Origin of the sequence: Actinorhabdospora filicis (assembly GCF_030269765.1) — a bacterium.
Classification (GTDB): domain Bacteria; phylum Actinomycetota; class Actinomycetes; order Mycobacteriales; family Micromonosporaceae; genus Actinorhabdospora; species Actinorhabdospora filicis.
This window is the reverse complement of the sequence record NZ_BSTX01000007.1, coordinates 162,774-183,242: the sequence shown is the minus strand read 5'-3', so window position 1 is coordinate 183,242 and position 20,469 is coordinate 162,774. Positions and strand designations below refer to the sequence as shown.

Sequence of the window (20,469 nt, the reverse complement as noted above, 5' to 3'; positions counted from 1 at the left end):
CCCTCCCTCCTAGATCTCAGGACGGTGCCGCAGGCCGGGAGGCGGGTCCGGCGGAAGATTGAGCTTCGTCCGGATGTCCTCTTCGGTGGCGGCGTTCAGTTCGTCCGTGGAGCGGTAGGCCGCCGCCATCGCCATCGCGATGTTGGCCAGCGAGGCCATGCCCCGCCCGAAGTCGTTCATGAGCTTGGTCCCGGCGGCCATGGCGCCGGTGTGGTAGTTCACGATGTGTTGAGACGGCTCGTTGCGCGGATCCACGCCGAGGGTCTTGCCCTCGGCGTAGAGACCCGAAGGATGGACATTCGGGTTCTGCAGGGCGCCGTTCACCGTGATCGCCGAGGGCATGATGTTCTTCTCGACCTCGGCTCGCAACGCGAGCGCGAACGTGCGCAGTGAAAAGACATCGACCTCGACCGGGTCGTGAGAGATGTCGTTGTCTCCCATGCACTCCTCCCCCATTGCCGGTGGCGGGCGACAGCTGGGGGCATGTCGGCATCCGCCTATACGAATGGTGTCGCGAGCGTACCGAGGGCGCGCAACCCACGCCAGGGGTCGCGGTGTCGATATGGCACCGATCCGGGGTACGCCACCGATATGGACTCCGATCGTTACATCCGGTGATGGAACTGCATCGGGGAGCGGGCCGGGCGCGGCCGTACGAAATGCACAAGCGGGCCCGGGAGCGGCGGGCGCGGCAGGTGGGACGGCTGTGCCGCCGGATCCTGCTGCCGCTGCTGACGCTGCTGCTCGTGGGCGGTCTGGGGCTGGCGGCCTACGCCACGCTCGGCGGTGATCCGGCCAGTTACGAGGCGCCCTACCGGTGGTCGGGCGGCCCGGTGTACCTGGCGGGTGGCGCGTTCCGGGACGGCGGTGCCGCCGAGGGCGAGGCCGCCTACGCGGAGTGCCTGGTGCGCCCCGACGACGGCGAGGTGCGCGCGGTGGGTGTCCCCGCCGGTGGGCTGGCGCTGCCGGCGTGGTTCACCGGCGCGGCGACCGTCACGTGTGGACGGTCGGTGTCGGTGACCTCGGGCCCGCAGGTGCTGCTGTACCCGTACGCGCTGAACCGGACGGTGCTGGTGGCGCTGGCCGCGCTGACCGTCGTGGTCGGGTGGGCTGGGTTCAGACTGGGCGCATGGGGTTCGCGCCCAGGGTGACGGAAGCACCCACCCGGTGCCTGCGATCCACCCCTCCGCCAGGAGCCCCACCCGGGCGCGCATTCGCGCCCGGGGTGAGCGTCGCGTCCTCCCTCAGTCGGCGAGGGCGATCGTCGAGGCGGTGATCCACAGATTTCCGAGCCTGCCCTGCTTGAGCGAGACCACGCATCCGTCGGCGGGGTGGCGGACGTGCACCGCGCGGAACCAGTCGGGGTGCGCGCCGGGCTCCTCGGCGGTGTCGGAGACCGGGCGGTAGCCGCGTTCGGCCCAGAAGCGTTTCAGGACCTCGAAGTAGCGCTCGTTGCGGACCGCGGGGACCTCGTCGTCGGGCAGGTCCTCCAGGGTGCAGGAGACCTCGACGTTCACGTACTCGCCGGGCCCGAGCTCACCGGCGTCGTAGCCGATGGCGTTGCGGATGCCGGGCGCGAGCCGGACGGGGACGGCCAGGGCCGCGATCGCCTCGGCGATGTGCTCGTCGGCGCGGACGTAGGCCTCCTTCTCGGTGGGCGTCGGCCGCATCGGAGTTTCCATGCCGTCTCCCTACTTCCGGTGGTCGCCGGTGACCGTGCCGCCGTTGCCGGTGACGATCTTGGCGATGTTGTCGCGGCTGGCGTTGCCGTCGTCCCAGTACTCCGAGTGCGCCGCCCCCGACAGGTGCGGGTCGAAACCGACGGGGACGGTGACGCTGGGACCGAAGGGCCCGAGCGGATCGTACGTCTTGGTCTTGATCTCGGGTTTCATCAGCGGAGTGCCGGGGTCGCTGGCGAACTTGTGCCCGCCGAAGTCGGCGGAGCTGGGGTTGTGGCCGTGGATGAGGTCCACGTCGGGATTCAGCGGGTTCTGCATGCGCACGAGGTCGCCGGGGTCCAGCGCGTACTGGATCGGGTCGTTCTTGGCGTGCGTGGAGTACACGTGGTTCGGGTCGAGCCCGAGATCGCCGGCCTTCTCGACGCCGACGCCGGGACTGCCGACGAAGACCGCGTTGTCGATGTCGAGGCCGTGGTCCTTGGCCGCGTAACCGACCACGGTGGACCCGTAGGAGTGCCCGAGGACGGTGTTGGTCGAGCGCGGCCCGTCATGGGTGACGCGCAGGCCGTCCTGGAACAGGTCGAGGTCGTTGCCGGCGTTGACCGCGTACTTCGGGTCGGTGGCGTCGCCGCCGGGCGGGAACTGGATGATCTTGTCGGGCGCGTCGTAGCCGAGCCAGAGGATGCCCGCGGTGCGTTTGGTCGGGTCCATCTGCTGCGCGTCGAAGACCATGCGGTCGACGCGGTTGATGTCGCCGCCCACCTTCGACAGATCGGCACCCGTGCCGGGGATGTAGGTGACGATGTTGTCGGCGGTGTCGGGGTTGCCCACGGCGACGATGGCCTTGCCGTCGCCGGAGGTGTCGACGCCGAGCAGGTAGGCGCGGCGGTCATTGCTCTGCATGCCGTCGGCGTCCTTGCCGTCACCGCCGGCGGCCAGCAGGCGCTGCTCGATGCGGTCGAGACCGGCGAGCTTGCCCTGGAGGTCCTTGTACTCGCCGGTGCCCTCCTTGCCCTCGGCCTTGAGCCGGTCGAGCTCGTCGCGGATGCGGTGCTGCTCGCGGGCGAGGGTCAGCCGGTTGGCCTGGTCGCGGTTCTCGGCGGGGACGCCGTCGAGCCAGCCGACCTTGTCGGGGAAGTGCGCGATGAGGTACTGCCGCTCCTCGGGACTCAGCGAGTTCCACCAGTCGCGGACCTTCTTCGGGTCGGTGCCGCGCGGCGGGATCTTGTCCGCCGGATACGGCTTGCCCTTCGTGCCCGGCACCGTCGCGCGCAGATCGGTCGTCGCGGTGGTGTCGGCGGTCGTGGCGTACTGGACGGCGTCGCGGATCGCGGTCTGCGCCGCGTCGACGAGCTTGTACACGCCCGCCCACGCCGGATGCCCGCTCGGCGGGCCGTCCTCGGGCCGCACGGTGAGCGTCCCGTCGGCGGCGATCTGCGCGGGAATCGCGCGGGCGTCGGCGACGGCGTCGGAGAGCATGGACTTGGCCTTGTCCAGCTCACCGGCGAAGTCGGCGAGGATCTGGTCGCAGCGCTGGAGCATGAGCACGGCGTCATCGGTCTCGGTGACGGCGTTCTTGATGGCGGTCGCGGCGGCGTCGGTGCCCTCGCCCTCCCAGGCTTCGGGAAGCGCGCGGAGCTGCTTGGCGGCGTCGTCACTGCGGTCGATGAGCTTGTCGGCGAGGTCGCCGTAGGCCTTGGCGGCATCGCGGAACGGTTGTGAGTTGGCGGAGGTCAGCTGGGCGTAGGTGACCATCGGGGACTCCCGAGGGAAGTGGTGTGCCGGATGGGATCACCGTAGGGAAGCGCGTGTGAAACCCCCGTGAGCGGCGGGGACTTCGGGTGAGGGGGGTTCAGCTGTTCGTGGTGGGGTGGGGGTGGGGTGGCGCGGCCCCTGCGGTGTCCCGGCCGGTTGCGGGCGGTCGGTGCGAGAGCGCAGGCGCTTCGCCCTGCACCCGACCAGGCGCTTCGCCCTGGACCAGACCAGGGAACTCCGTCCCCTGGACCCCGGAAGTCAAGACACTTCTCCCGAGCCGGAGGAGGGCTCTGTTCCTCGGCACCCGCTTGCGTCGTGGTTCTGGGGGCTGGTTGCGCCGCCGCACGCGCGCGTCTTTCTCAGACACGCGGTCAAGACACTTCTCCCCGCGTGGGTGGCCGCTCTCGCACCTCGGCTTATGGCTTGTCGCGGCTTACGGCCCACGGCCTACGGCTTGTCGTGGGTGCTCTCGTCCCGGGGGTTGTCAGAACGAAATGTCGATCGACGAGCCGTTGTCGTCCTTCCAGCCGTCGTCGAAGCCGCCGTCCTTCGACTCCGGTACGCCTTCGTCGACCTGGTCGTCGTAGCGCATCAAGGGCTTGCCGGTTTCGCGTTCGTAGCGGCCCAGGACAGGGGGGACGGCACGTTTCGCGGGGGCCCAGACGTCGGCGTCGTCGACGTAGTCGTCGGGGCCGAAGGCGGGGGGTTCCTCGGCGGCCGCCGGGCGGAGGGCGCCGTAGGCGTCGAGCGAGGCGCGACGCGCGGGTTCGGCGGACATGGCGGAATTCCTTCGCGTGGGGTGGGCACGGCCTGGTCCAAGTAAAGCGCAATCAGACGCGCGGCTCCACATAGGCGAGCTGGACGAGGCGGACGCCCTCGCGGCGGGTGATGAGATGGCCGCGGCCGGGAGGCAGCGGGCGGGCGCGGACGTTGCCGAGCAGGGTCCCCTCGTCCTTGGGCGCCGAGCCCTGGAAGCCGGGCGAGGCCAGTTCGCGCAGGCGGTTGATGAAGCTCTCGTAGAGCGCCCGGCTGGCACCGCCGGAGCGGCGGGTCAGCACGATGTGCATGCCGATGTCGCGGGCCTGGGAGGCGAACTCCAGCAGCGGCAGGAGGGGGTTTCCGGAGCCGCCGATGATGAGGTCGTAGTCGTCGATGAGGACGAACAGCTCCGGCCCGGTCCACCAGCTGCGGCTGCGCAGCTGCTCGGGGGTGATGTCGGCGGGAGGCAGGCGGCGCTCCATGGCCACCGCGATCTGGCGGACGGCGTCCTGGCTGACCGCCGAGGACGAGCAGTACTTGAGCAGGTAGTCCTCGGGCACCTCGCCGAGGAGGCTGCGCCGGTAGTCCATGAGGATGATCTTGGCTTCGCCCGGCGCGTAGTTGTTGGTGATGCCGCGGGCGAGGGAGCGCATGAAGGTGCTCTTGCCGGTCTCCACGTCGGACAGGAACACCAGGTGCGGGTCCTGGTCGAAGTCGAGGTAGACGGGCTTGAGGTCGTTCTCGGCGATGCCGATGGGGATGCGGCCCTTGCGGTCGGGGTCGACGGCGGTGGGCAGCGCCTCGAAGGACAGCTTCTCGGGGAGCATCCGCACCTGCGGCGCCACCGGCCCGGTCCAGGCGTCCTTGACGCGGGTGACCAGCTCGGCGAGCCCGTCGGAGACCGTCGAGGCGTCGCTGACACCGTCGAGGCGGGGCAGCGCGGTGAGCATGTGCTTGGCCTCGGGGGCGAGGCCGCGTCCGGGGCGGCCCACGGGGACGGCCTCGGCCTCGCGGCGGCCGACGTTGGAGTCGAAGACGTCGCCGAGGCGGAACTCCAGCTTCGAGCCGAGCAGGTCGCGGACGGCGGGCCGGAAGTCCGACCACTTGTTGGCCGTGCCGATGACGTGGACGCCGTAGGACAGGCCGCGCTGGGCGATCTGCGTGACGTTGTCCTCGATGTCCTCGAAGTCGTTGCGGATGGTCAGCCAGCCGTCGATCACGAGGAACACGTCGCCGAAGGCGTCCTCGGGGTACTTGCCCTCGCGCCGGGCGCGGCGGTAGGAGGCCATGGAGTCGATGCCGCGCGAGGCGAAGGCGCGTTCGCGCTCCTCCATCATCGTGAAGACCTCGGCGACGGTGCGGCGGACCTGGTCGACGTCGAGGCGCTGCCAGACGCCGCCCACGTGCGGGAGGTCGCGGACGCCGGCGAGGGAACCGCCGCCGAAGTCCAGGCAGTAGATCTGCGCCTCGCGCGGGGTGTGCGACAGGGCGATCGCGGCGACGACGGTGCGCGCCGCGTTCGACTTGCCGGTCTGGGCGCCGCCGACGATGCCGATGTGCCCGGCGGCTCCGGCGAGGTTGAGGGTGAGGACGTCGCGGCGCTGCTCGTAGGGCTTGTCGACGATGGCGACGGGCACCTGGAGCGCGCCCTGGAGGTCCTCGCGGGTCACCGTGAGGCCGCGCTCGGGAGTGGTGGTCAGCTGCGGCAGCAGAGCGTCGAGGGTGGGCGGCGCGTCGAGGGGTTCGAGCCACACCTTGTGCGCGGGCACGCCCTTGCCCTCCATGCGGCCGACGAGGACGTCGAGGAGGGTGTCGCCGACGGCCTCATCGTCGACCTCCTCGATGACCACGGGCGCCTCGGGCTCCGGCGGCGGGGCGACGAAGTTGGCGGTGAACTCCTGGACGGAGGGCCCGCCGGCGGCGGCGATGGCCAGCTCGGCGGCGCTGCGGCGGTAGACGCCGGAGACGTAGGCGGCCTTGAAGCGGGTGAGGGCCTCGGTGCCGAACTTCAGGTAGCCGTGCCCGGGCGAGCGCGGCAGTTCGTAGGCGTCGGCGACGCCGAGGACGCTGCGGGACTCCACCGCGGAGAAGGTCCGCAGGCCGATGCGGTACGAGAGGTGCGTGTCGAGGCCGCGCAGGCGTCCCTCTTCGAGTCGCTGGGAGGCGAGGAGGAGGTGGACGCCGAGGGAGCGGCCGACGCGGCCGATCTGGACGAACATGTCGATGAAGTCGGGTTTGGCCGACAGCAGCTCGGAGAACTCGTCGCAGATGATGAGCAGGCTGGGCAGGGGCGCCAGGGGCGCTCCAGCGGCGCGGGCGCGTTCGTAGTCGCGCAGGGAGGCGAACTTGCCGGCCGAGCGCAGGAGTTCCTGGCGGCGGTTGAGTTCGCCTTCGATGGCGTCGAGCATGCGGTCGACGAGGGGCAGTTCCTCGGAGAGGTTGGTGATGATCGCCGAGGTGTGCGGCATCTTGTCCATGCGCGTGAAGGTCGCGCCGCCCTTGAAGTCGACCAGGACGAAGTTGAGGGTCTCCGGGGAGTGGTTGCAGGCGAGGGCGAGGACGAGGGTGCGCAGGGCCTCGGACTTGCCGGAGCCGGTGGCGCCGACCATGAGGCCGTGGGGTCCCATGCCCTCCTGCGCCGATTCCTTCAGGTCGAGTTCGACGGGCTGGCCGTCGGGTCCGACGCCGATGGGGACGCGGAGGCGGTCGCGGTTGGGGCGGGGCGCCCAGTGGCGGTTGGTGTCGAACTCGTAGGGGTCGCCCAGGTCGAGGAGGTCGTTGAAGCTGAGGTCGCCCATCAGCGGGGAGACCTCGTCGCCGCCCTGGCCGAGGGCCGACAGGCGCAGGGGGGTGAGGCGGCGGGCGAGGGTCTCGGCCTCGGCGTGGCTGAGGCTGTCGGCGGTGCCGACCTCGTCGCGGCTGTCGCCGCCGACCGACCACAGCTTGCCCTCGGCGTCGACTTCCACGACGAGGTAACCGGCGTCGAGGTTGCGCGGGGGCGGGTTGGTGAGGTCGATGAGGGTGACGCCTTCGACGCCGCCGTCGGTGGCGAGGGTGTCGGAGCCGCCGGCGTGGCCGCCGTCGATGAGGACGACGACGTGCTTGTCGTCGGTGGGCGGGGTGGCGGGGTTGAAGCGGGGGCGGTGCTCGATGAGGTCGCCGAGGTGCTCCTCCAGCTCGCGCAGGGACGGCGCGATGAGCCGGATCTGGCCGAGGGCGTCGGTCTGCTCGGGGTGGACGGCGTGCGGCAGCCACTTCGCCCAGTCCCAGCGGCGCTGGTGCTCGGGGTCGACGCAGAAGGTGACGAGCATGTCGTCGGGGGCGTGCCAGGCGACGGTCTGGGCGAGCAGGGCGCGGGCCAGGCCGCGGGCGCGGGTGGCGTCGCCGCGGATGTAGATGCGGGAGAAGCCGCGCAGGTCGATGGCCACGGGCAGGCCGTCGACGATGGCGTAGGTGGCCACGAAGCGGCGCAGCGCGGCCGCGCAGAGCGGCTCGATGTCCTCGATGGGCCGGGTCTCGGGCGGGATCATGCGCGTGGCGAGCCGCTGTGGGCCCAGGCCCATGCGGATGACGCCGAAGTCGCCGTCGGCGGTGCGCCGCTCCCACACCCGGGCGCTGCCCACGGTCGACCAGAGGGTGTCGGGGTCGGGGTGGCGGTAGAACATCGCGCGTTTCTGGTCGCGGACGGTCTTGCGGACGCCGCGGCGCAGGTGCCCGAGGCGGCGCAGGTAGTCGCGGCGCATGTTCAGCATCTCGCGCTTGGAGGGCTGGCCGCCGCCCTGGAAGAGCTGCGTGATCATCATGCCGAGCATGGAGACGCCGAAGAGGCCGCCGGTGACCAGCCGCAGGGTGTAGCCGCCACCGCCGCCGGTCGCGCCGGGGCCGGCGAACATCAGCATCATCGCGCCGGAACCGGCCAGCATCGGGACCATCATGATCATCTGGCCCCACTGCTTGCCGCCGGGTTCGGGCAGCTCGGGCGGGGCCTCCAGGGCGAGGTCGCCCTCCGGCAGATCCGGCGCCGGGCGGCGCGGACGCCGTTTGATCACGACGAGACCCACGGGTGGTCCTCCTGACTCGCGGCCTACTGGCGGGCTCTCCATCGTCGAGTGCCCGCCCACTGGCGGTCACCGCGGCACAGGGCGGCGCCCGCTCGCGGGCACTGTAGCGGCATGTGTCGCGTGGGGCCAAGGTATGCGAGAGCCTGGTAGTTTCGGCGCACTCGAATACTTCCACCTAAAGAGATGGACGTACCCGGTGAGCACGCCCCTTCGTACCGGCCTGGCCCGGCTAACCATATCGGCACCGCGCCGCCGAATCGACCTCGTGCTTCCCGATCATGTGCCGCTGGCCGAATTGCTGCCCACGGTGCTGGAGTACGCCGGGGAATCGGCGGCCGATGACGGGGAAAGGCACGGCGGCTGGTCCTTGCGCAAACCCGACGGGAAACCTCTCGTCGCCACTCAATCGCTGGCGATGCAGCAGATCCGCGACGGCGAGATCCTGCATCTGGCACCGCGTTACGCCGACTGGCCCGAGGGCGAGTACGACGACGTCGTGGAGGCCATCGCCGACGGCGCCAAGGTTCTCGGCACGCCCTGGCAGGGCCGCCACACCCGCCGCACGGGCCTGACCCTCGCGGTGATCCTGGGTGTCGGGACGCTGTTCGGCGTGCTGTCGACCGGCCCCGGCTGGCTGGTCACCGGTGTCCTGACCGCCGCCATCGGCTTCGGCCTGCTGGTGGCGGGTCTGGTGCTGTCGCGGGCCTCGGGCGATTCCTTCGCCGGTGGCGTGATCGGCGCGATCGGCCTGCCCTTCGCCTTCACCGGCGGATACCTCGCCCTGGGCGGCGATCTGCCGCTCGGCGGCTTCGGCGCGCCGCAACTGCTGGTGGCGTCCTCGGCGCTGCTGCTGGCCGGGATCCTCGGCTTCGTCGGCATCGCCGACCTGCTGCGGGTCTTCACCGCCGCCGCGCTCGTCGGCCTGTTCGGCATCGTCGCCGCGCTCGTCGGGCTGTCCTCGCTGGGACCCGACGGGGTCTCGGCGATCGTGGCGACGATGGCGGTCACGCTGCTGCCGATGTGCCCGCTGCTGGCGATCCGGCTGGCGAAACTGCCGATGCCCGAGCTGCCGCAGACGGCCAAGGACCTGGTGAAGGAGGGCAGCCCGCCGCCCAAGGACCGGGTGTTCTCCGCCGTCCTGCAGGCCGACGAGCTGCTGACCGGGCTCATCATCGGCGCCTCCTTCGTGGCCGCGGTCGCCGAGTTCGTGCTGTCCCGGACCGGCACCGAGCCCGGCAAGGCGCTGCTGATCGGCACCATCGCGTGCGTGTTCCTGTTGCGAGCCAGGCTCTTCCCGGCCGTGCGGCAGCGGATCCCGCTGCTGATCACCGGCGTCATCGGGCTGTCGCTGCTGGTCGCCGACCTCATCGCCGGACTCGGCAAGCCGGCCGCGCTGGCGGTCCTGCTGGGCGGCGTCCTGCCGATGGCCGGACTGGTGGCCGCCGCCGGGATCGGTTACGCCAAAAGGACACCCTCGCCCTATCTGGGCCGCATCGCCGACATCGTCGACATTCTGCTGATCATCGCGATGGTTCCGCTGGCCTGTCTCGTTCTGGGGCTTTTCGGACTCGTGCGCGGCTTCGGCGGCTGATTCCCGTTCAGCTCACGCCAATTTCACATCCGATCCCCTTGACTGAGTGCACTAGCGTGACTTGACACACGGCGATACCTTCGCCGTCGCACCAACTCCCGCCGCTCGTTCGGCGGGGCACCAACCCAAAGCGGGATCCCCACTCGGGGGAGCCCATGACAGTGGGGGTGACTCCGAAGATGACCCAGGCAATTACCGGGCAACTAGAGACCACGGCGGGCCAGGTCGAGGGCACCGCGAGCGAGATCGCCGGCAACATGAACCGCCTCCTGATCGACCTCCAGCCCCTCCTGAAGGACTTCCAGGGCCCGGCCGGTAAGACCTTCCAGGGGGTGCAGATCGACGTCGAGCGTCAGCTCAAGATCATCGTCGACTCCCTCAACGAGGTCGCCCGCGGTGTCCGCGAGTCCGGCAAGGAGTTCGACGTCGAGGACTCCAAGGCCGTCGAAGAACTCAAGAAGACCATGCCCGACAGCACGATCATCGACGCACTCTAAGAGAGGGGAAACGACATGGGTGACTCTCTGGTTTACAACCACGGTTCCATGCACGCCGGTGCGGAATCGATCAAGGCCGCACTCAAGCGCCTCCACGAGCAGCTCGAACAAGTCGAGCGCAACGTCGCACCGTTCAAGGCGACCTGGTCGGGTACGGCGCGGGAGTCCTACGACATCCGCAAGAAGAAGTGGGACGGCGCCGCCGCCGAGATCGCCAAGTCCCTCGGCCTGCTCGGGCCGGCGCTGGCCAAGTCCTCCGACAGCATGAAGGCCACCGACCAGCGCGCCTCCCGCCACTTCGAGTAGCGCGCGCCCGGCCGGTCCCAACGAAGGCATCGCGGTCCCGGCACCGACATCCGTGCCTCCGCCAGGATCGGCCCAGACCGCTCACGCGGTCGGTACAGAACGTGGCGCCCGCCCCGGCGCTCAAGCCTCCCCAAGGTGAATTGCCGGGACGGGCGCCGCCCCATGTTCGCGCTACGCGCCCTAGGGTGTGAGGCCGAGGAGGTGCGATGGCCAGTCGCAGGGACCAGCTGCACAGCTATCAGTTCATGGTGCAGCGGGTGGTGTCCGCGCTCGTCTTCCGCAAGACCGATCCCGACCAGTCGCCGTTCCGGCGCGCCGGGGGCGCGGTCTTCGCCAGCGTCATGGTCGCGGTGCTCGCCCTGGCCGTGGTCGGCGTCATCGGTTTCATCACCGGCGGACCGGCCGATCCCGAGGCCGCCAAGCAGTACATCATCGTGGAGAAGGAGACCGGCGCGCGCTACGTCCTCATCGACGGCGTGCTGCACCCGGTCCTGAACACCGCCTCCGGCGCGCTCATCGTCGGCAAGGCCGAGACGCTGTCGCGCTCCGGCAACAGCCTCGCGCAGTACCCGCGCGGCGCGACCGTCGGCATCCCCAACGCCCCCGACTCCATTCCCCCGGCCGACCGGCTGCTCAAGGACGGCTGGGCCCTGTGCTCGCGGCCCGGCGACGGCGGCCCGACCTCGGTCCTCTACGCCGGATCCCAGCCCGCGCAGGGCGTCCCGCTCGCGGCGGGGCAGGCCCTGACCGCGGTGTTCCACAAGGGACAGGCGGACGAGAAGTGGTGGCTGATCACCGACGGGCACCGCTACGGGCTCGCCAAGGAGCTCGTGGACGCCGTCGGCGGCAGCATCAGCGACCCCGCGATGAGCTTCACCGCCGAGGCCGCCTGGATCAACTCCATCCCCGAGGGCGCTCCGGTGAGCGTCCCGCCGGTGGAGAACGCCGGCCAGCCCTCGCAGGCGATCTCCGGCGCCAAGATCGGCGCGATGTTCGCCGACGCCACCGGCAAGCGCTACGTCGTCCTCGCCGACGGCTGGAGCGAGATCACCCCGCTCCAGGCGCTGCTGCTCCAGGCGAAGAACCCCGGCGCGACCATGGGCCAGGTGGCCAGCGGCCCCGCCATCGGCGCGCGCTCGGCGACCAGCCTGTTCCCCACCGGGACCGAGGGCGCGCCCGTCCTGTCGCTGCCGCCCACCTTCGTCCCCGTCGGCGCCACCGGCACCGCCTGCGCGATCTACACCGACCACAAGGGAGTGCCCGGCATCCTCGCCGACGCCACCATTCCCGCCACGTCGGGCATCAAGACCACCGAGACCAACGCCAACGGCGGCGATCTGGTCAACGAGGTCGTCATCGAGCCCGGCCACGCCGTCCTCGTGGAGTCGATGACCGGCGCCGAGGGCAGCGGGACGGTCCTGTTCGTGAACGAGATGGGCGTGGCCTACGGCTTCACCGACCGCGCCTTCATCGCCAGCTTCGGCTACACCGAGAAGGACATCGTCAAGCTCCCGGCCACCGTCACCGGCCGCCTGCCCACCGGCCCGGCGCTGGATCCGGTGAAGGCCAAGGAGAACGCCATCATGAAGGCGAAGTAGGAGACGGACGTGCGCCTCACCCGGATCCTGACCGCCGCCGCGCTCGTCCTCGGCGGCCTCGTGGCCACCGCCGCGCCCGCCGCCGCGGCCGAGGACTGCTTCACCGGCGGCGTCGACCTGACCACGGTGCCCTGGGAGCAGAAGATGCTCCCACCGGACAAGGTCGCGCCCTTCGCCACCGGCAAGGGCGTCATCGTCGCGCTGCTGGACACCGGCGTCGAGGCGAGCCATCCCGCGCTGAAGGGCCGCGTCCTGCCCGGCCGCGACTTCCTCAAGTCGGGCGCCGCCGACACCGACTGCGTCGGGCACGGCACCGGCGTGGCCGGCGTCATCGTCGGCAAGAGCCCCGACGGGAAGTTCAAGGGCGTCGCGCCCGGCGCCCAGATCCTGCCCGTCCGCGTCGTCGACCGCGACCCGCAGGCCCCCGAGGACAAGACCGGCGACAAGGCCGTCAAGCCCGAGGAGTTCGCCGCGGCCATCAACTGGGCCGTCGACCAGCACGCCGACGTGATCAACATGTCCCTCAAGTACGACACGCCCTACCCCGTCATCGAGAACGCGATCAAACGCGCCCACGACGCCGGCGTGGTCCTGGTCGCCTCCGGCGGCAACGACCACAAGGACGACGAGTACAAGATCAAGGGCAAGGACACCATCAGCTACCCCGTCGGGTACGCGGGCGTCCTCGGCGTGGGCGCCATCGGCCCCACCGGCAAGCGGGCCCCGATCTCCGAGATCGGCGAGTGGATCGACCTGGTCGCCCCCGGCGAGAGCGTCACCTACGCCACCCGCGACGGCAAGTACGCCGCCACCACCGGCACCAGCCTGTCCGCCCCCTACGTGGCGGCCACCGCCGCGCTCATCATCGAATCGCACCCCGAACTCAAGGGCAAACCGGACGAGATCGCCAAGCGCATCCTCGGCACCGCCTCCCCCGCCCCCGGTGACGCCGGGTACGGCGCGGGCATCGTCGACCCCTACCGCGCGGTCACCGACCAGATGACCGGCGACGCCCCCGCCGCGATGGAGCCGATGACCGTCGCGCCCGTCGATCCGGCGCAGGCCGCCGCCGAACGGGCCTACCGGCACAACCAGGACATGGCGACCTGGATCGCCCTGGGCACGCTGACCGGCGTCGTCCTCATCGTCACCGCCGTGGGCGCCCTGCGCCGCGGCCGCCGCCGCAAGTGGCGCGTGGCGCGCGCGGCGCCCATCGACGACGGGCCCGACGACGGCGACGGCGCTCCCATCCAGCTGCTGCGGGACCTGAAGATCTGAGCCCGCCGAGGGGGTGACCGGCCCCGCTAAGCTGTCCGGGTGTCACGCGAACCCCTCCTTTCCCGGCGAACGGCCGCCCTCGCGCTGGCCGCTTCGCTCCTGGGCCTGACCGGCACCATCGCCGTACCCGGCCAGGCGAGCGCGGCCAACCAGTGCGGTCCGGAGGTGACCGCGCCCCTCAGTGACAAGCAGTGGGAGCTGAAACGGCTCCAGCCGGAGAAGGCCTGGCCGCTGTCGGAGGGCGAGGGCCAGGTCGTGGCGGTCATCGACTCCGGCGTCTCCAACCAGCCGACGCAGCTCGCACCGCAGGTCCTGGACGGCAAGGACTACGTGGGAAGCGACGCGCACTGCGACAACGTCCCGCACGGGACGATCATCGCCGGCATCATCGCCGCCGCCTACAACGAGAAGAACCCGCAGTACTACGGGATCGCGCCCAAGGCGAAGATCCTGCCGATCCGGGTCGCGGAGGACTCCTCGAAGTTCGCGCAGGACGAGAACTCGCCGAAGAAGGTCGCCGACGCGATCCGGTGGGCGGTGGACAAGAAGGCCACCATCATCAACCTGTCCCTGCGCACCGATGACACCCCGGAGCTGCGCAGCGCGGTCCAGTACGCGCGGCAGAACGACGTGGTGATGGTGGCGGCCTCGGGCAACACCGGGGAGAACCTGACGGCGGGCGCGACGGTGTACCCGGCGGCCTATGACGGCGTGATCGGCGTGGGCAGCGTCGACCAGAACGGCGCGTGGGTGGGCACGTCCAACCCGGCGTGGTTCGTGGACGTGGCGGCGCCCGGCTCGGAGATCACCGGCATCGCGCCGCGCGGCAACGGGTACGGCGTGATGAAGGACGGCGGGACGAGCTTCGCGACCGGTTTCGTGTCGGGCACGGCGGCGCTGGTGCGGTCCTACTACAAGGATCTGACCGCCGATCAGGTGATCGAGCGGATCGAGGCGACGGCGGACTCGCCGCCCGGCGGCTGGTCGAAGGAGTTCGGGTACGGGGTCGTGAACCCCTACCGGGCGGTGGCCTCGCTGGACGGGAAGCTGGCGGGCGCGCCGCGGACGGTCGGCAGTGAGCAGATCAGCGCGCCGCAGGCGCCGGTGGATCCGCTGCGGGGCATGAAGATCGCCGCGTCGCTGACGGCGGCGGGCGCGGTGGCCGTGACGATCGTGCTGCTGTCGGCGTTCCTGGTGCGCAGGCACGTGCGGCGGCGGGCGGCGGGCGCGCGGACGGCGCAGCCCTAGGACCCGTCCTGCGGGTCCGCGACAGGCCGACGGCGTTTCAGGACCCTCGGTGCCTCTCGCTACACCGCTCTCCCGGCCTCGAACAACGCCGGTACGGTGCCGCAGGACCGGCTTGCGGGAAACACAGAGCTTCAAGAACACAGAGCTTCAAAAACCCAGCCGACACCGTCTCGTACTCACGAGACCCGCCCCGGCCGGGTTCCCGAAGCCAGTGGGCCGTGGGCGCGGCTGAGGCCGCCGCTCGCGGCCTTTCAGTGTCTTCGCCCCACTCGGTACACCGTGGCGTTCCGGACGGGCCGTGGGGCCCGCTGGCGGCGGATACGCGAAGGCCGGTGTCGGTAACCGACACCGGCCTTCGCGTTGTGGGGTCTATCCGCTAGCGCAGCAGCGACGGCGGCGCGTCGTCACCGTCGGTGCCCCAGACGTCGTCGTCCTCCTGGAGCCACGTGCCGTGCTCTTCGTTCTCGTTGCCGTGGGCGCCGCCGCGGCCGCCACCCATCATTCCGGCTCCGGCGCCCTTGCCACCGGCTCCGGCCGCGCCCTTGCCGGCACCGGCTCCGGCGCCGCCCATCATGCCCATGCCGCCGCGGCCCGCGGCGCCCTTGCCGGCCGCGCCCGCGCCGACGCCACCGGCGCCCGCGCCGCCGAGCATGCCGACACCGCCACCGGGGGTGCCGACACCGCCGCCGCCACCGGGCGTCCAGCCACCGCCACCGGGGGTGCCGATGCCGCCGCCACCGCCGGGGTTCCAGCCGCCGCCACCGGGCGGGACCTTGGAGAAGCCGGGGTCGCCGACGCCCTGGAAGCCACCGTGGTCACCCGGGGGCTTCACGCCCGGGGGCGTGATGTCGGGCTTCGGCGGGTCGTAGGGCTTGGGGGTGGGGATGTCGGGAGTGTCGCCCGGCTTGATCGGCGGGGGAACATCCGCCATCGGGCCCTTGGGCAGGCCGCCGGGCGGGGGCACGCTTCCGGGCGGCGGGCCGCCGAGCCCGGGCGGAGGCGTGTTGGGGTTCTCACCGGGCAGCCCGGGCGGGGGCGGCGTGGTGGTGTCGAGCTTGGGGTGGTCCTTGCTGTAGTCATCATTGGCGGTGTTGACCCGCTTCTTGATGTCGTCGGCGGTCTCGCGGTAGTTCTTCTCGTAGTCCTCGTAGATCTTGTCCTTGGCCAGGCGCGCGACGCTCGTCGTGTAGTTCTCGGCGAACTTCTTGGCGTCGCCGTCCGAGCGCTGCTTGTCGGCGGGCAGCGACTCGCAGCTCTCGCCGGGCTTGGGGGTCTTCGCCTGGTAGGCGTAGCCGCGTCCGCCGTAGGCGTAGAAGTGGATGTTCGGGTTGGCGCAGGACTTGAAGTGCGCCGTCCACGAGGAGGTCATGTTCGAGTAGTCGCTGGAGGCGCCCTGCATGCCGTTGACGAGCTTCTCGGCGGCCTCGGCCAGCCCCATCTCGTGGCAGTCGCCGACGTGCCACGGCGGGCGGATGTGCACCCGGTCCTCGGAGGACGTGCCGCCCTCGTGCGACCACACCTGCGCGGCCGGGAAGCGGCAGCCGGTCTGCTGCTGGCTCAGGTTGGTCGCGTAGTTGTTCAGACCGGTGATGATGGTGTCTTTGTCCGAGTTCGTCTCACCCCCCAGGTTCCCGAGGATGTCGTCGATGAACTTGTGGGTGGCGGTGACGCGCTCGGTGAACTTGGTGAAGTCGTCACCCTCCCAGCTGCCCTTGAGGGTCTCGAACGCACTGGTCAGCGCGGGCTTGGTCGTGGTGACCATCGGCGACTTGACGTGCGCGTTCCAGCCGGTGCTGATCGCCATGATGGCGTGCACGCCGGGCGGACGGACCGCGTGCAGCACCTCGGCGTAACGCTCGGGCGAGGGCGCGGTCTTGCCCTGGGCGGGCAGCGGCGGGTCGATGTCCTGGTCGCTGACGCGGCCCGACCACAGCTCCTCCCAGGCCTTCTCCTCCTCGGACTTGGCGAGCTTGCAGCCGTCCTTGTTGCAGTGGCTGCCGGAGGTCTGGTAGACGTCCTTGCTCGCGCCGTCCCCGACCTTGACCCCGGTCTTCTTGAGTTCGAGGTTCTCGGGGACGTTCTCCGTTCCCGGGGGCTTTCCGTTCGTCATTCGTCTCTACTCTCGTCTACTCGAACAATGCCTACGCCGCCCCGGCCCGATGCCGGGCGGGAGCCGGGAGCCGTCAGGACTTGGCCGTGTTGGTCGTCTCGGTCTCGTCGTAGTTCTTCAAGGTCGTGTTGCAGGCGTCGTCGATGGCTTCGAGGGCGCTCTTGAGCCGGTTCAGATCGGCCCAGACCTTGTTGAAGTTGCCCTTGTAGGTCTCCAGCGCCGTGTTCGCCTCGGGGAACTTCCCGAAGGCGGGCTCGACCGAGAGGTTGTTCTTCACCCCCGCGATCATGGTGTCCTCGACCAGGTCGAGCTGCTCGCGCACCACCTTCTGGTATGCCCGCAGCGCGTCGGCACTGAACTTGATGCCCGCCATGAGGCAAGCCCCTTTCTCACATGTAGGTAGATCTCAGCCCGCGAGCTTGCCGGAGGCGGAGGTGTAGAACTTCCCAATGGTTTCGGTCACGGTGGCCTTGACCTCGTCGAGGGTGAAGGGCCACTTGTCCTTGAAGGTCTCGTCCGAGGCCACCTGCAGCTGGATCTTCACCAGGTAGGAGTCCTTCTGGACGAGCGCGTAGATCATGTTGTCCGAGCTGCCCTTGCTGACCACGACCGAGCCCTTGGTCCAGTCGCCGGTCAGGTCGGTGGCGGTGTCCGCGGGGTTCTTCTTCACCGCGGCCAGCCGGTCGGTGTACTGCTTGGCGGCCTCGTCGGCGGTCGGATAGGCCACGACCGACGCGTTGAGCCGGGACGGCGGGACGACGCTGGTGCCGAGCGGCTCCTGGGTCAGCTGCGCCGAGCACTGCGGGCCCTCGGGGTCCTGGCCGGTGCCCTTGGGGATGTCCGAGGGGCCGTTGGTGTAGCCGGTGGAGTGGAGAGTGCTCGCCAGCTGCGAGAGGTCGACCAGCTCGCACACCTTCAGCGAGGCGACCTTCGTGGTCAGGTTGCCGCCGTTGTCGCCACCGGACGGCGTGTCGCCGCCCTTGTCGCCGCAGGCGGAGGCGATCAGAAGCAGGCCCGCGCCCAGAAGCGCACCGGCGAGCACGCGGACGCGACGCCCGCGCGCGGTCGGAGTCTGTTGGCTCATGTCCCTGGTTTCTCGTGTAATCGGCCGTTTCGCGCACGCGCGCGAAGGGCCTTGTACCGACGGCCGGAAAGCACTACTTCCGTCACATGCTAGCCACCTCCGTCAACCGCCGGACGGGTCGTTGACGCCCGACCGACGTGCGGGCCTCCCCCGCGCGGCTAGACTGGCGCGTCCCGGTCGGCGCGGAGGTGATGGTGACCAGGAGCGACATTCCGGACCGCGAGCCGGCCCGGCGGCTGCTCGCCGGGTTCACCACCGACAGCCTCCCGCACGCGTCTCTCGGTCTGCTGTCCGGACGGCGGCGAATCGGTAAAACCACGCTGGCGCGTCAGACCGGCGGTCTCCTGCACACCGCGACCGACGCCGGTCACCGCGCTTCGCTGGAGAAGCTGCGCGGGGACCTCGCCGCGCACCTGGGCGCCCCTCCCCCGGACTTCGGCACCTGGCCGCAGGCCCTGGACGTCCTGCTCGCGCTGGGCCGCGACCGCGCCTTCACCGTCGTCATCGACGACACCGCCGAGCTGTACCGCTCGGAGAACCGGATCCTCGACCAGGTCGCCGCCGCCTTCGACCCGGCCCGGCCGGAGGTCGCCGAGTCCCGGACGCGCCTGCTGCTGAGCGGTTCGGCGGCCACCCACTTCGGCGAGCCGCTGCTGCGCCACAAGCCGCTGCGCGAGCGGGCCGTCCTCGACCTGCGCCTGGAGCCGCTGGGGTACCGCGCGGCCGCCGAGTGGTGGGGCGTGGGCGATCCGGCGGTGGCGATGCCGCTGTACGCGATCCTGGGCGGGACGCCCGTCCACCGCGACCTGGCCGGTCCCCCACCGCTGTCCGCGGCCGACATTCGCGACTTCTGCCGGCGCACGGTCCTGGAGCCCTCGCACGAGCTGTTCGACATCGCCATCCGCTTCATGCGCGACGAGATCGGCCCGACCGACATCGGCTGGTACCGCACGATTCCGTTCACCATGGCCTTCGGAACCGCCTCGCTGCTGGAGCTGGCGAAGCACTTCGCGGTGGAACCCGTCGAGCTGCGCCGCCACCTGGCCACGCTGGTCGCCTGCGGCCTGGCCGAGAAGCGCGCGAACCTGCTGTCCCCCGGCGACGTGCTGTTCCGGATCGCCGAGCCGCTGCTGACCTTCTACCACGCGATGATGCGCACCGACCTGGGCCGCCTGCGGCGCGGCTACATCCACGACTTCCTGTGGGAGCGGCGCGCCTCGCGCTTCTCGGAGATGGTGCTGAACCCGCAGTGGGCGGCGATCTGCCGGGAGTGGGCGGCCGGGACGGACCGCTTCGGCGAGGCCGTCCACGTCGGGCGCGGCTACGTCCGCGACCCGGAGAACATGCGGCCGGTATCGGCCGACGTGATGGTGCTGGGCGAGCCCGTGGACGGCGGTCGCCCCCGGCTGCTGGCCGCCGGGCTGTGCCGCTGGGACGCCCCGGTCACCGCCGGGGACGCCGCGACGCTGCGCCGGGCGGTGGAACTGGGCGCGGGACGCTACGACGTCTCGGCCACCCGGCTGCTCGCCTTCACCGGGCCGGGCGTGGAGTCGGTGCCGGGACTGGAGATCGTCACCGCCGGGACCGTCTACGAACTCTGACGCATAAACAACGGCGGCCCACCCCGCGAGAACGGGATGGACCGCCGGGAAGGCCTGCGCGTCCAGTGCCGGGCTCACCCGACCGATGGTCCGGGTGAGGCAACGTGGACCGTGGGTCCTGCCGGGAGAACTACCAGGAGGCGGCGTTGGAACGCTCGGTCTCGTTGTAGTTGTCGTGGGCCTGGCCGACCGCCGCGGCGATCTGCTCCAGCAGCTCCTTGATGTCGATGACCGACTGGCTCGCCGCGGCCTGGTGCTCGTTGTACGCGTTGGCGTCCTGGCCTTCCCACTCGATCTTGGCGAGCTGGCCCTTGAGGTCCTCGATCTCCTGCTGGATCTGCCCGGCGATCTTGCCCATCTCGGCCTGAGCGCCCTGCATGGCCTCGTAGCTGACGAGGATCCTGTCACCACTCATGTCGCTTCTCTTTCCTCTCTAAGGCGGTCGGCTAGATCGCGCTGAACTTGTCGAGAACCTGCGCCGAGGCCTCTTCGTTCGAGGCGATCGAGTGGCCGGTCGACTTCAGCTGCTCGGAGATCGCTTCGAGAGCGTCCATGAGAGTCTTCGCCTCGCCGTTGTACGTCTCCATGACGCGGTTGAACGCGCCGGCCGCCTGGCCCTGCCAACCGCTGGCGAGCTCGGCGATCAGGCTGCGCAGCGCCGACAGCTGGCCATCGATGTTGTCCTTGGTCGTCAGGACGTCCTGGCTGGCCTTCTGAATGGTGGCGACATCCGCGATAATTGCCACGGGTCAACCTTCCTGTAGTCGGATGATGTTCACCGCCGAGCCGGGGAGCCGACGGCACGGGACAAGCGCCCGCCTTCCGTTGGCACCCACGATAGCCGGGCCGCGCAAACCCGTGCCGTCACGATTTTGCGACGAATTGACGGACAAGCACGGCCC

Annotated in this window: 18 protein-coding genes; 8 read left to right on the top strand and 10 right to left on the bottom strand. The window is 70.6% G+C overall.

From position 1 onward, the window contains the following. Nucleotides 1–9 precede the first annotated feature (9 nt). The gene (locus QSK10_RS32660; RefSeq protein ID WP_285667398.1) at nucleotides 10–441 is read right to left on the bottom strand and encodes a hypothetical protein; all 432 of its coding nucleotides are present in this window, start codon (nucleotides 439–441) and stop codon (nucleotides 10–12) included. 176 nt (nucleotides 442–617) lie between these two features. Here QSK10_RS32660 and QSK10_RS32655 point away from each other — a divergent pair, with 176 nt between their 5' ends. Further along, complete coding sequence (locus QSK10_RS32655) at nucleotides 618–1,151, top strand: hypothetical protein (RefSeq protein ID WP_285667397.1); 534 nt, start codon at nucleotides 618–620, stop codon at nucleotides 1,149–1,151. Between the two features lie 93 nt (nucleotides 1,152–1,244). On the opposite strand, the gene QSK10_RS32650 is transcribed toward QSK10_RS32655, so the two are convergent. The 4 genes from QSK10_RS32650 to eccCa form a co-directional block, all read right to left on the bottom strand. Continuing rightward, complete coding sequence (locus QSK10_RS32650) at nucleotides 1,245–1,682, bottom strand: hypothetical protein (RefSeq protein ID WP_285667396.1); 438 nt, start codon at nucleotides 1,680–1,682, stop codon at nucleotides 1,245–1,247. A gap of 9 nt (nucleotides 1,683–1,691) precedes the next feature. After that, entirely contained in the window at nucleotides 1,692–3,434 is a 1,743-nt protein-coding gene (locus QSK10_RS32645) for an alpha/beta hydrolase (RefSeq protein ID WP_285667395.1), read from the bottom strand. Nucleotides 3,435–3,918: 484 nt separating this feature from the next. After that, complete coding sequence (locus QSK10_RS32640) at nucleotides 3,919–4,212, bottom strand: hypothetical protein (protein WP_285667394.1); 294 nt, start codon at nucleotides 4,210–4,212, stop codon at nucleotides 3,919–3,921. 52 nt (nucleotides 4,213–4,264) lie between these two features. Further along, nucleotides 4,265–8,254: a type VII secretion protein EccCa gene (gene eccCa / locus QSK10_RS32635; RefSeq protein ID WP_285667393.1), complete on the bottom strand. Its 3,990-nt coding sequence runs from the start codon at nucleotides 8,252–8,254 to the stop codon at nucleotides 4,265–4,267. Between the two features lie 196 nt (nucleotides 8,255–8,450). Here eccCa and eccD point away from each other — a divergent pair, with 196 nt between their 5' ends. The 6 genes from eccD (at nucleotide 8,451) to mycP (ending at nucleotide 14,772) form a co-directional block, all read left to right on the top strand. Further along, nucleotides 8,451–9,845, top strand: a complete 1,395-nt coding sequence (gene eccD, locus QSK10_RS32630; protein WP_432705389.1) for a type VII secretion integral membrane protein EccD — start codon at nucleotides 8,451–8,453, stop codon at nucleotides 9,843–9,845. A gap of 179 nt (nucleotides 9,846–10,024) precedes the next feature. Next, complete coding sequence (locus tag QSK10_RS32625; protein ID WP_285667391.1) at nucleotides 10,025–10,342, top strand: WXG100 family type VII secretion target; 318 nt, start codon at nucleotides 10,025–10,027, stop codon at nucleotides 10,340–10,342. A 15-nt stretch (nucleotides 10,343–10,357) separates the two neighbouring features. After that, the gene (locus QSK10_RS32620; protein WP_285667390.1) at nucleotides 10,358–10,648 is read left to right on the top strand and encodes a WXG100 family type VII secretion target; all 291 of its coding nucleotides are present in this window, start codon (nucleotides 10,358–10,360) and stop codon (nucleotides 10,646–10,648) included. 206 nt (nucleotides 10,649–10,854) lie between these two features. After that, nucleotides 10,855–12,246, top strand: a complete 1,392-nt coding sequence (gene eccB, locus QSK10_RS32615) for a type VII secretion protein EccB (RefSeq protein WP_285667389.1) — start codon at nucleotides 10,855–10,857, stop codon at nucleotides 12,244–12,246. Between the two features lie 9 nt (nucleotides 12,247–12,255). Beyond that, nucleotides 12,256–13,524, top strand: a complete 1,269-nt coding sequence (locus tag QSK10_RS32610; protein ID WP_285667386.1) for a S8 family serine peptidase — start codon at nucleotides 12,256–12,258, stop codon at nucleotides 13,522–13,524. A gap of 39 nt (nucleotides 13,525–13,563) precedes the next feature. Beyond that, on the top strand, nucleotides 13,564–14,772 hold the full coding sequence (gene mycP, locus QSK10_RS32605; protein WP_285667383.1) for a type VII secretion-associated serine protease mycosin: 1,209 nt from the start codon (nucleotides 13,564–13,566) through the stop codon (nucleotides 14,770–14,772). Between the two features lie 376 nt (nucleotides 14,773–15,148). Here the strand turns inward: mycP and QSK10_RS32600 are convergent, their stop codons facing one another. The 3 genes from QSK10_RS32600 to QSK10_RS32590 form a co-directional block, all read right to left on the bottom strand. Continuing rightward, nucleotides 15,149–16,882 carry a hypothetical protein gene (locus QSK10_RS32600; RefSeq protein ID WP_285667381.1) on the bottom strand — a complete coding sequence of 578 codons (1,734 nt, stop codon included), beginning with the start codon at nucleotides 16,880–16,882 and terminating at the stop codon, nucleotides 15,149–15,151. 73 nt (nucleotides 16,883–16,955) lie between these two features. Next, nucleotides 16,956–17,255, bottom strand: a complete 300-nt coding sequence (locus tag QSK10_RS32595; RefSeq protein ID WP_285667379.1) for a hypothetical protein — start codon at nucleotides 17,253–17,255, stop codon at nucleotides 16,956–16,958. Nucleotides 17,256–17,288: 33 nt separating this feature from the next. Then, nucleotides 17,289–17,966, bottom strand: a complete 678-nt coding sequence (locus tag QSK10_RS32590) for a hypothetical protein (RefSeq protein WP_285667377.1) — start codon at nucleotides 17,964–17,966, stop codon at nucleotides 17,289–17,291. A gap of 194 nt (nucleotides 17,967–18,160) precedes the next feature. On the opposite strand from QSK10_RS32590, the gene QSK10_RS32585 reads away from it, so the two are divergent. Continuing rightward, nucleotides 18,161–19,567, top strand: a complete 1,407-nt coding sequence (locus tag QSK10_RS32585; RefSeq protein ID WP_285667376.1) for an AAA family ATPase — start codon at nucleotides 18,161–18,163, stop codon at nucleotides 19,565–19,567. A 130-nt stretch (nucleotides 19,568–19,697) separates the two neighbouring features. On the opposite strand, the gene QSK10_RS32580 is transcribed toward QSK10_RS32585, so the two are convergent. After that, the gene (locus QSK10_RS32580; RefSeq protein ID WP_285667375.1) at nucleotides 19,698–19,982 is read right to left on the bottom strand and encodes a WXG100 family type VII secretion target; all 285 of its coding nucleotides are present in this window, start codon (nucleotides 19,980–19,982) and stop codon (nucleotides 19,698–19,700) included. Between the two features lie 31 nt (nucleotides 19,983–20,013). Further along, the gene (locus QSK10_RS32575; protein WP_285667374.1) at nucleotides 20,014–20,313 is read right to left on the bottom strand and encodes a WXG100 family type VII secretion target; all 300 of its coding nucleotides are present in this window, start codon (nucleotides 20,311–20,313) and stop codon (nucleotides 20,014–20,016) included. Nucleotides 20,314–20,469 lie beyond the last annotated feature (156 nt).

Bases quoted from the DNA above. Each gene is read 5' to 3' on its own strand.
- QSK10_RS32595 (WP_285667379.1), bottom strand. From the start codon at position 17,255: ATGGCGGGCATCAAGTTCAGTGCCGACGCGCTGCGGGCATACCAGAAG.
- QSK10_RS32590 (WP_285667377.1), bottom strand. From the start codon at position 17,966: ATGAGCCAACAGACTCCGACCGCGCGCGGGCGTCGCGTCCGCGTGCTC.
- QSK10_RS32645 (WP_285667395.1), bottom strand. From the start codon at position 3,434: ATGGTCACCTACGCCCAGCTGACCTCCGCCAACTCACAACCGTTCCGC.
- QSK10_RS32655 (WP_285667397.1), top strand. From the start codon at position 618: ATGGAACTGCATCGGGGAGCGGGCCGGGCGCGGCCGTACGAAATGCAC.
- QSK10_RS32625 (WP_285667391.1), top strand. From the start codon at position 10,025: ATGACCCAGGCAATTACCGGGCAACTAGAGACCACGGCGGGCCAGGTC.
- QSK10_RS32660 (WP_285667398.1), bottom strand. From the start codon at position 441: ATGGGAGACAACGACATCTCTCACGACCCGGTCGAGGTCGATGTCTTT.
- QSK10_RS32600 (WP_285667381.1), bottom strand. From the start codon at position 16,882: ATGACGAACGGAAAGCCCCCGGGAACGGAGAACGTCCCCGAGAACCTC.
- QSK10_RS32580 (WP_285667375.1), bottom strand. From the start codon at position 19,982: ATGAGTGGTGACAGGATCCTCGTCAGCTACGAGGCCATGCAGGGCGCT.
- QSK10_RS32640 (WP_285667394.1), bottom strand. From the start codon at position 4,212: ATGTCCGCCGAACCCGCGCGTCGCGCCTCGCTCGACGCCTACGGCGCC.
- QSK10_RS32650 (WP_285667396.1), bottom strand. From the start codon at position 1,682: ATGGAAACTCCGATGCGGCCGACGCCCACCGAGAAGGAGGCCTACGTC.
- eccB (WP_285667389.1), top strand. From the start codon at position 10,855: ATGGCCAGTCGCAGGGACCAGCTGCACAGCTATCAGTTCATGGTGCAG.
- QSK10_RS32620 (WP_285667390.1), top strand. From the start codon at position 10,358: ATGGGTGACTCTCTGGTTTACAACCACGGTTCCATGCACGCCGGTGCG.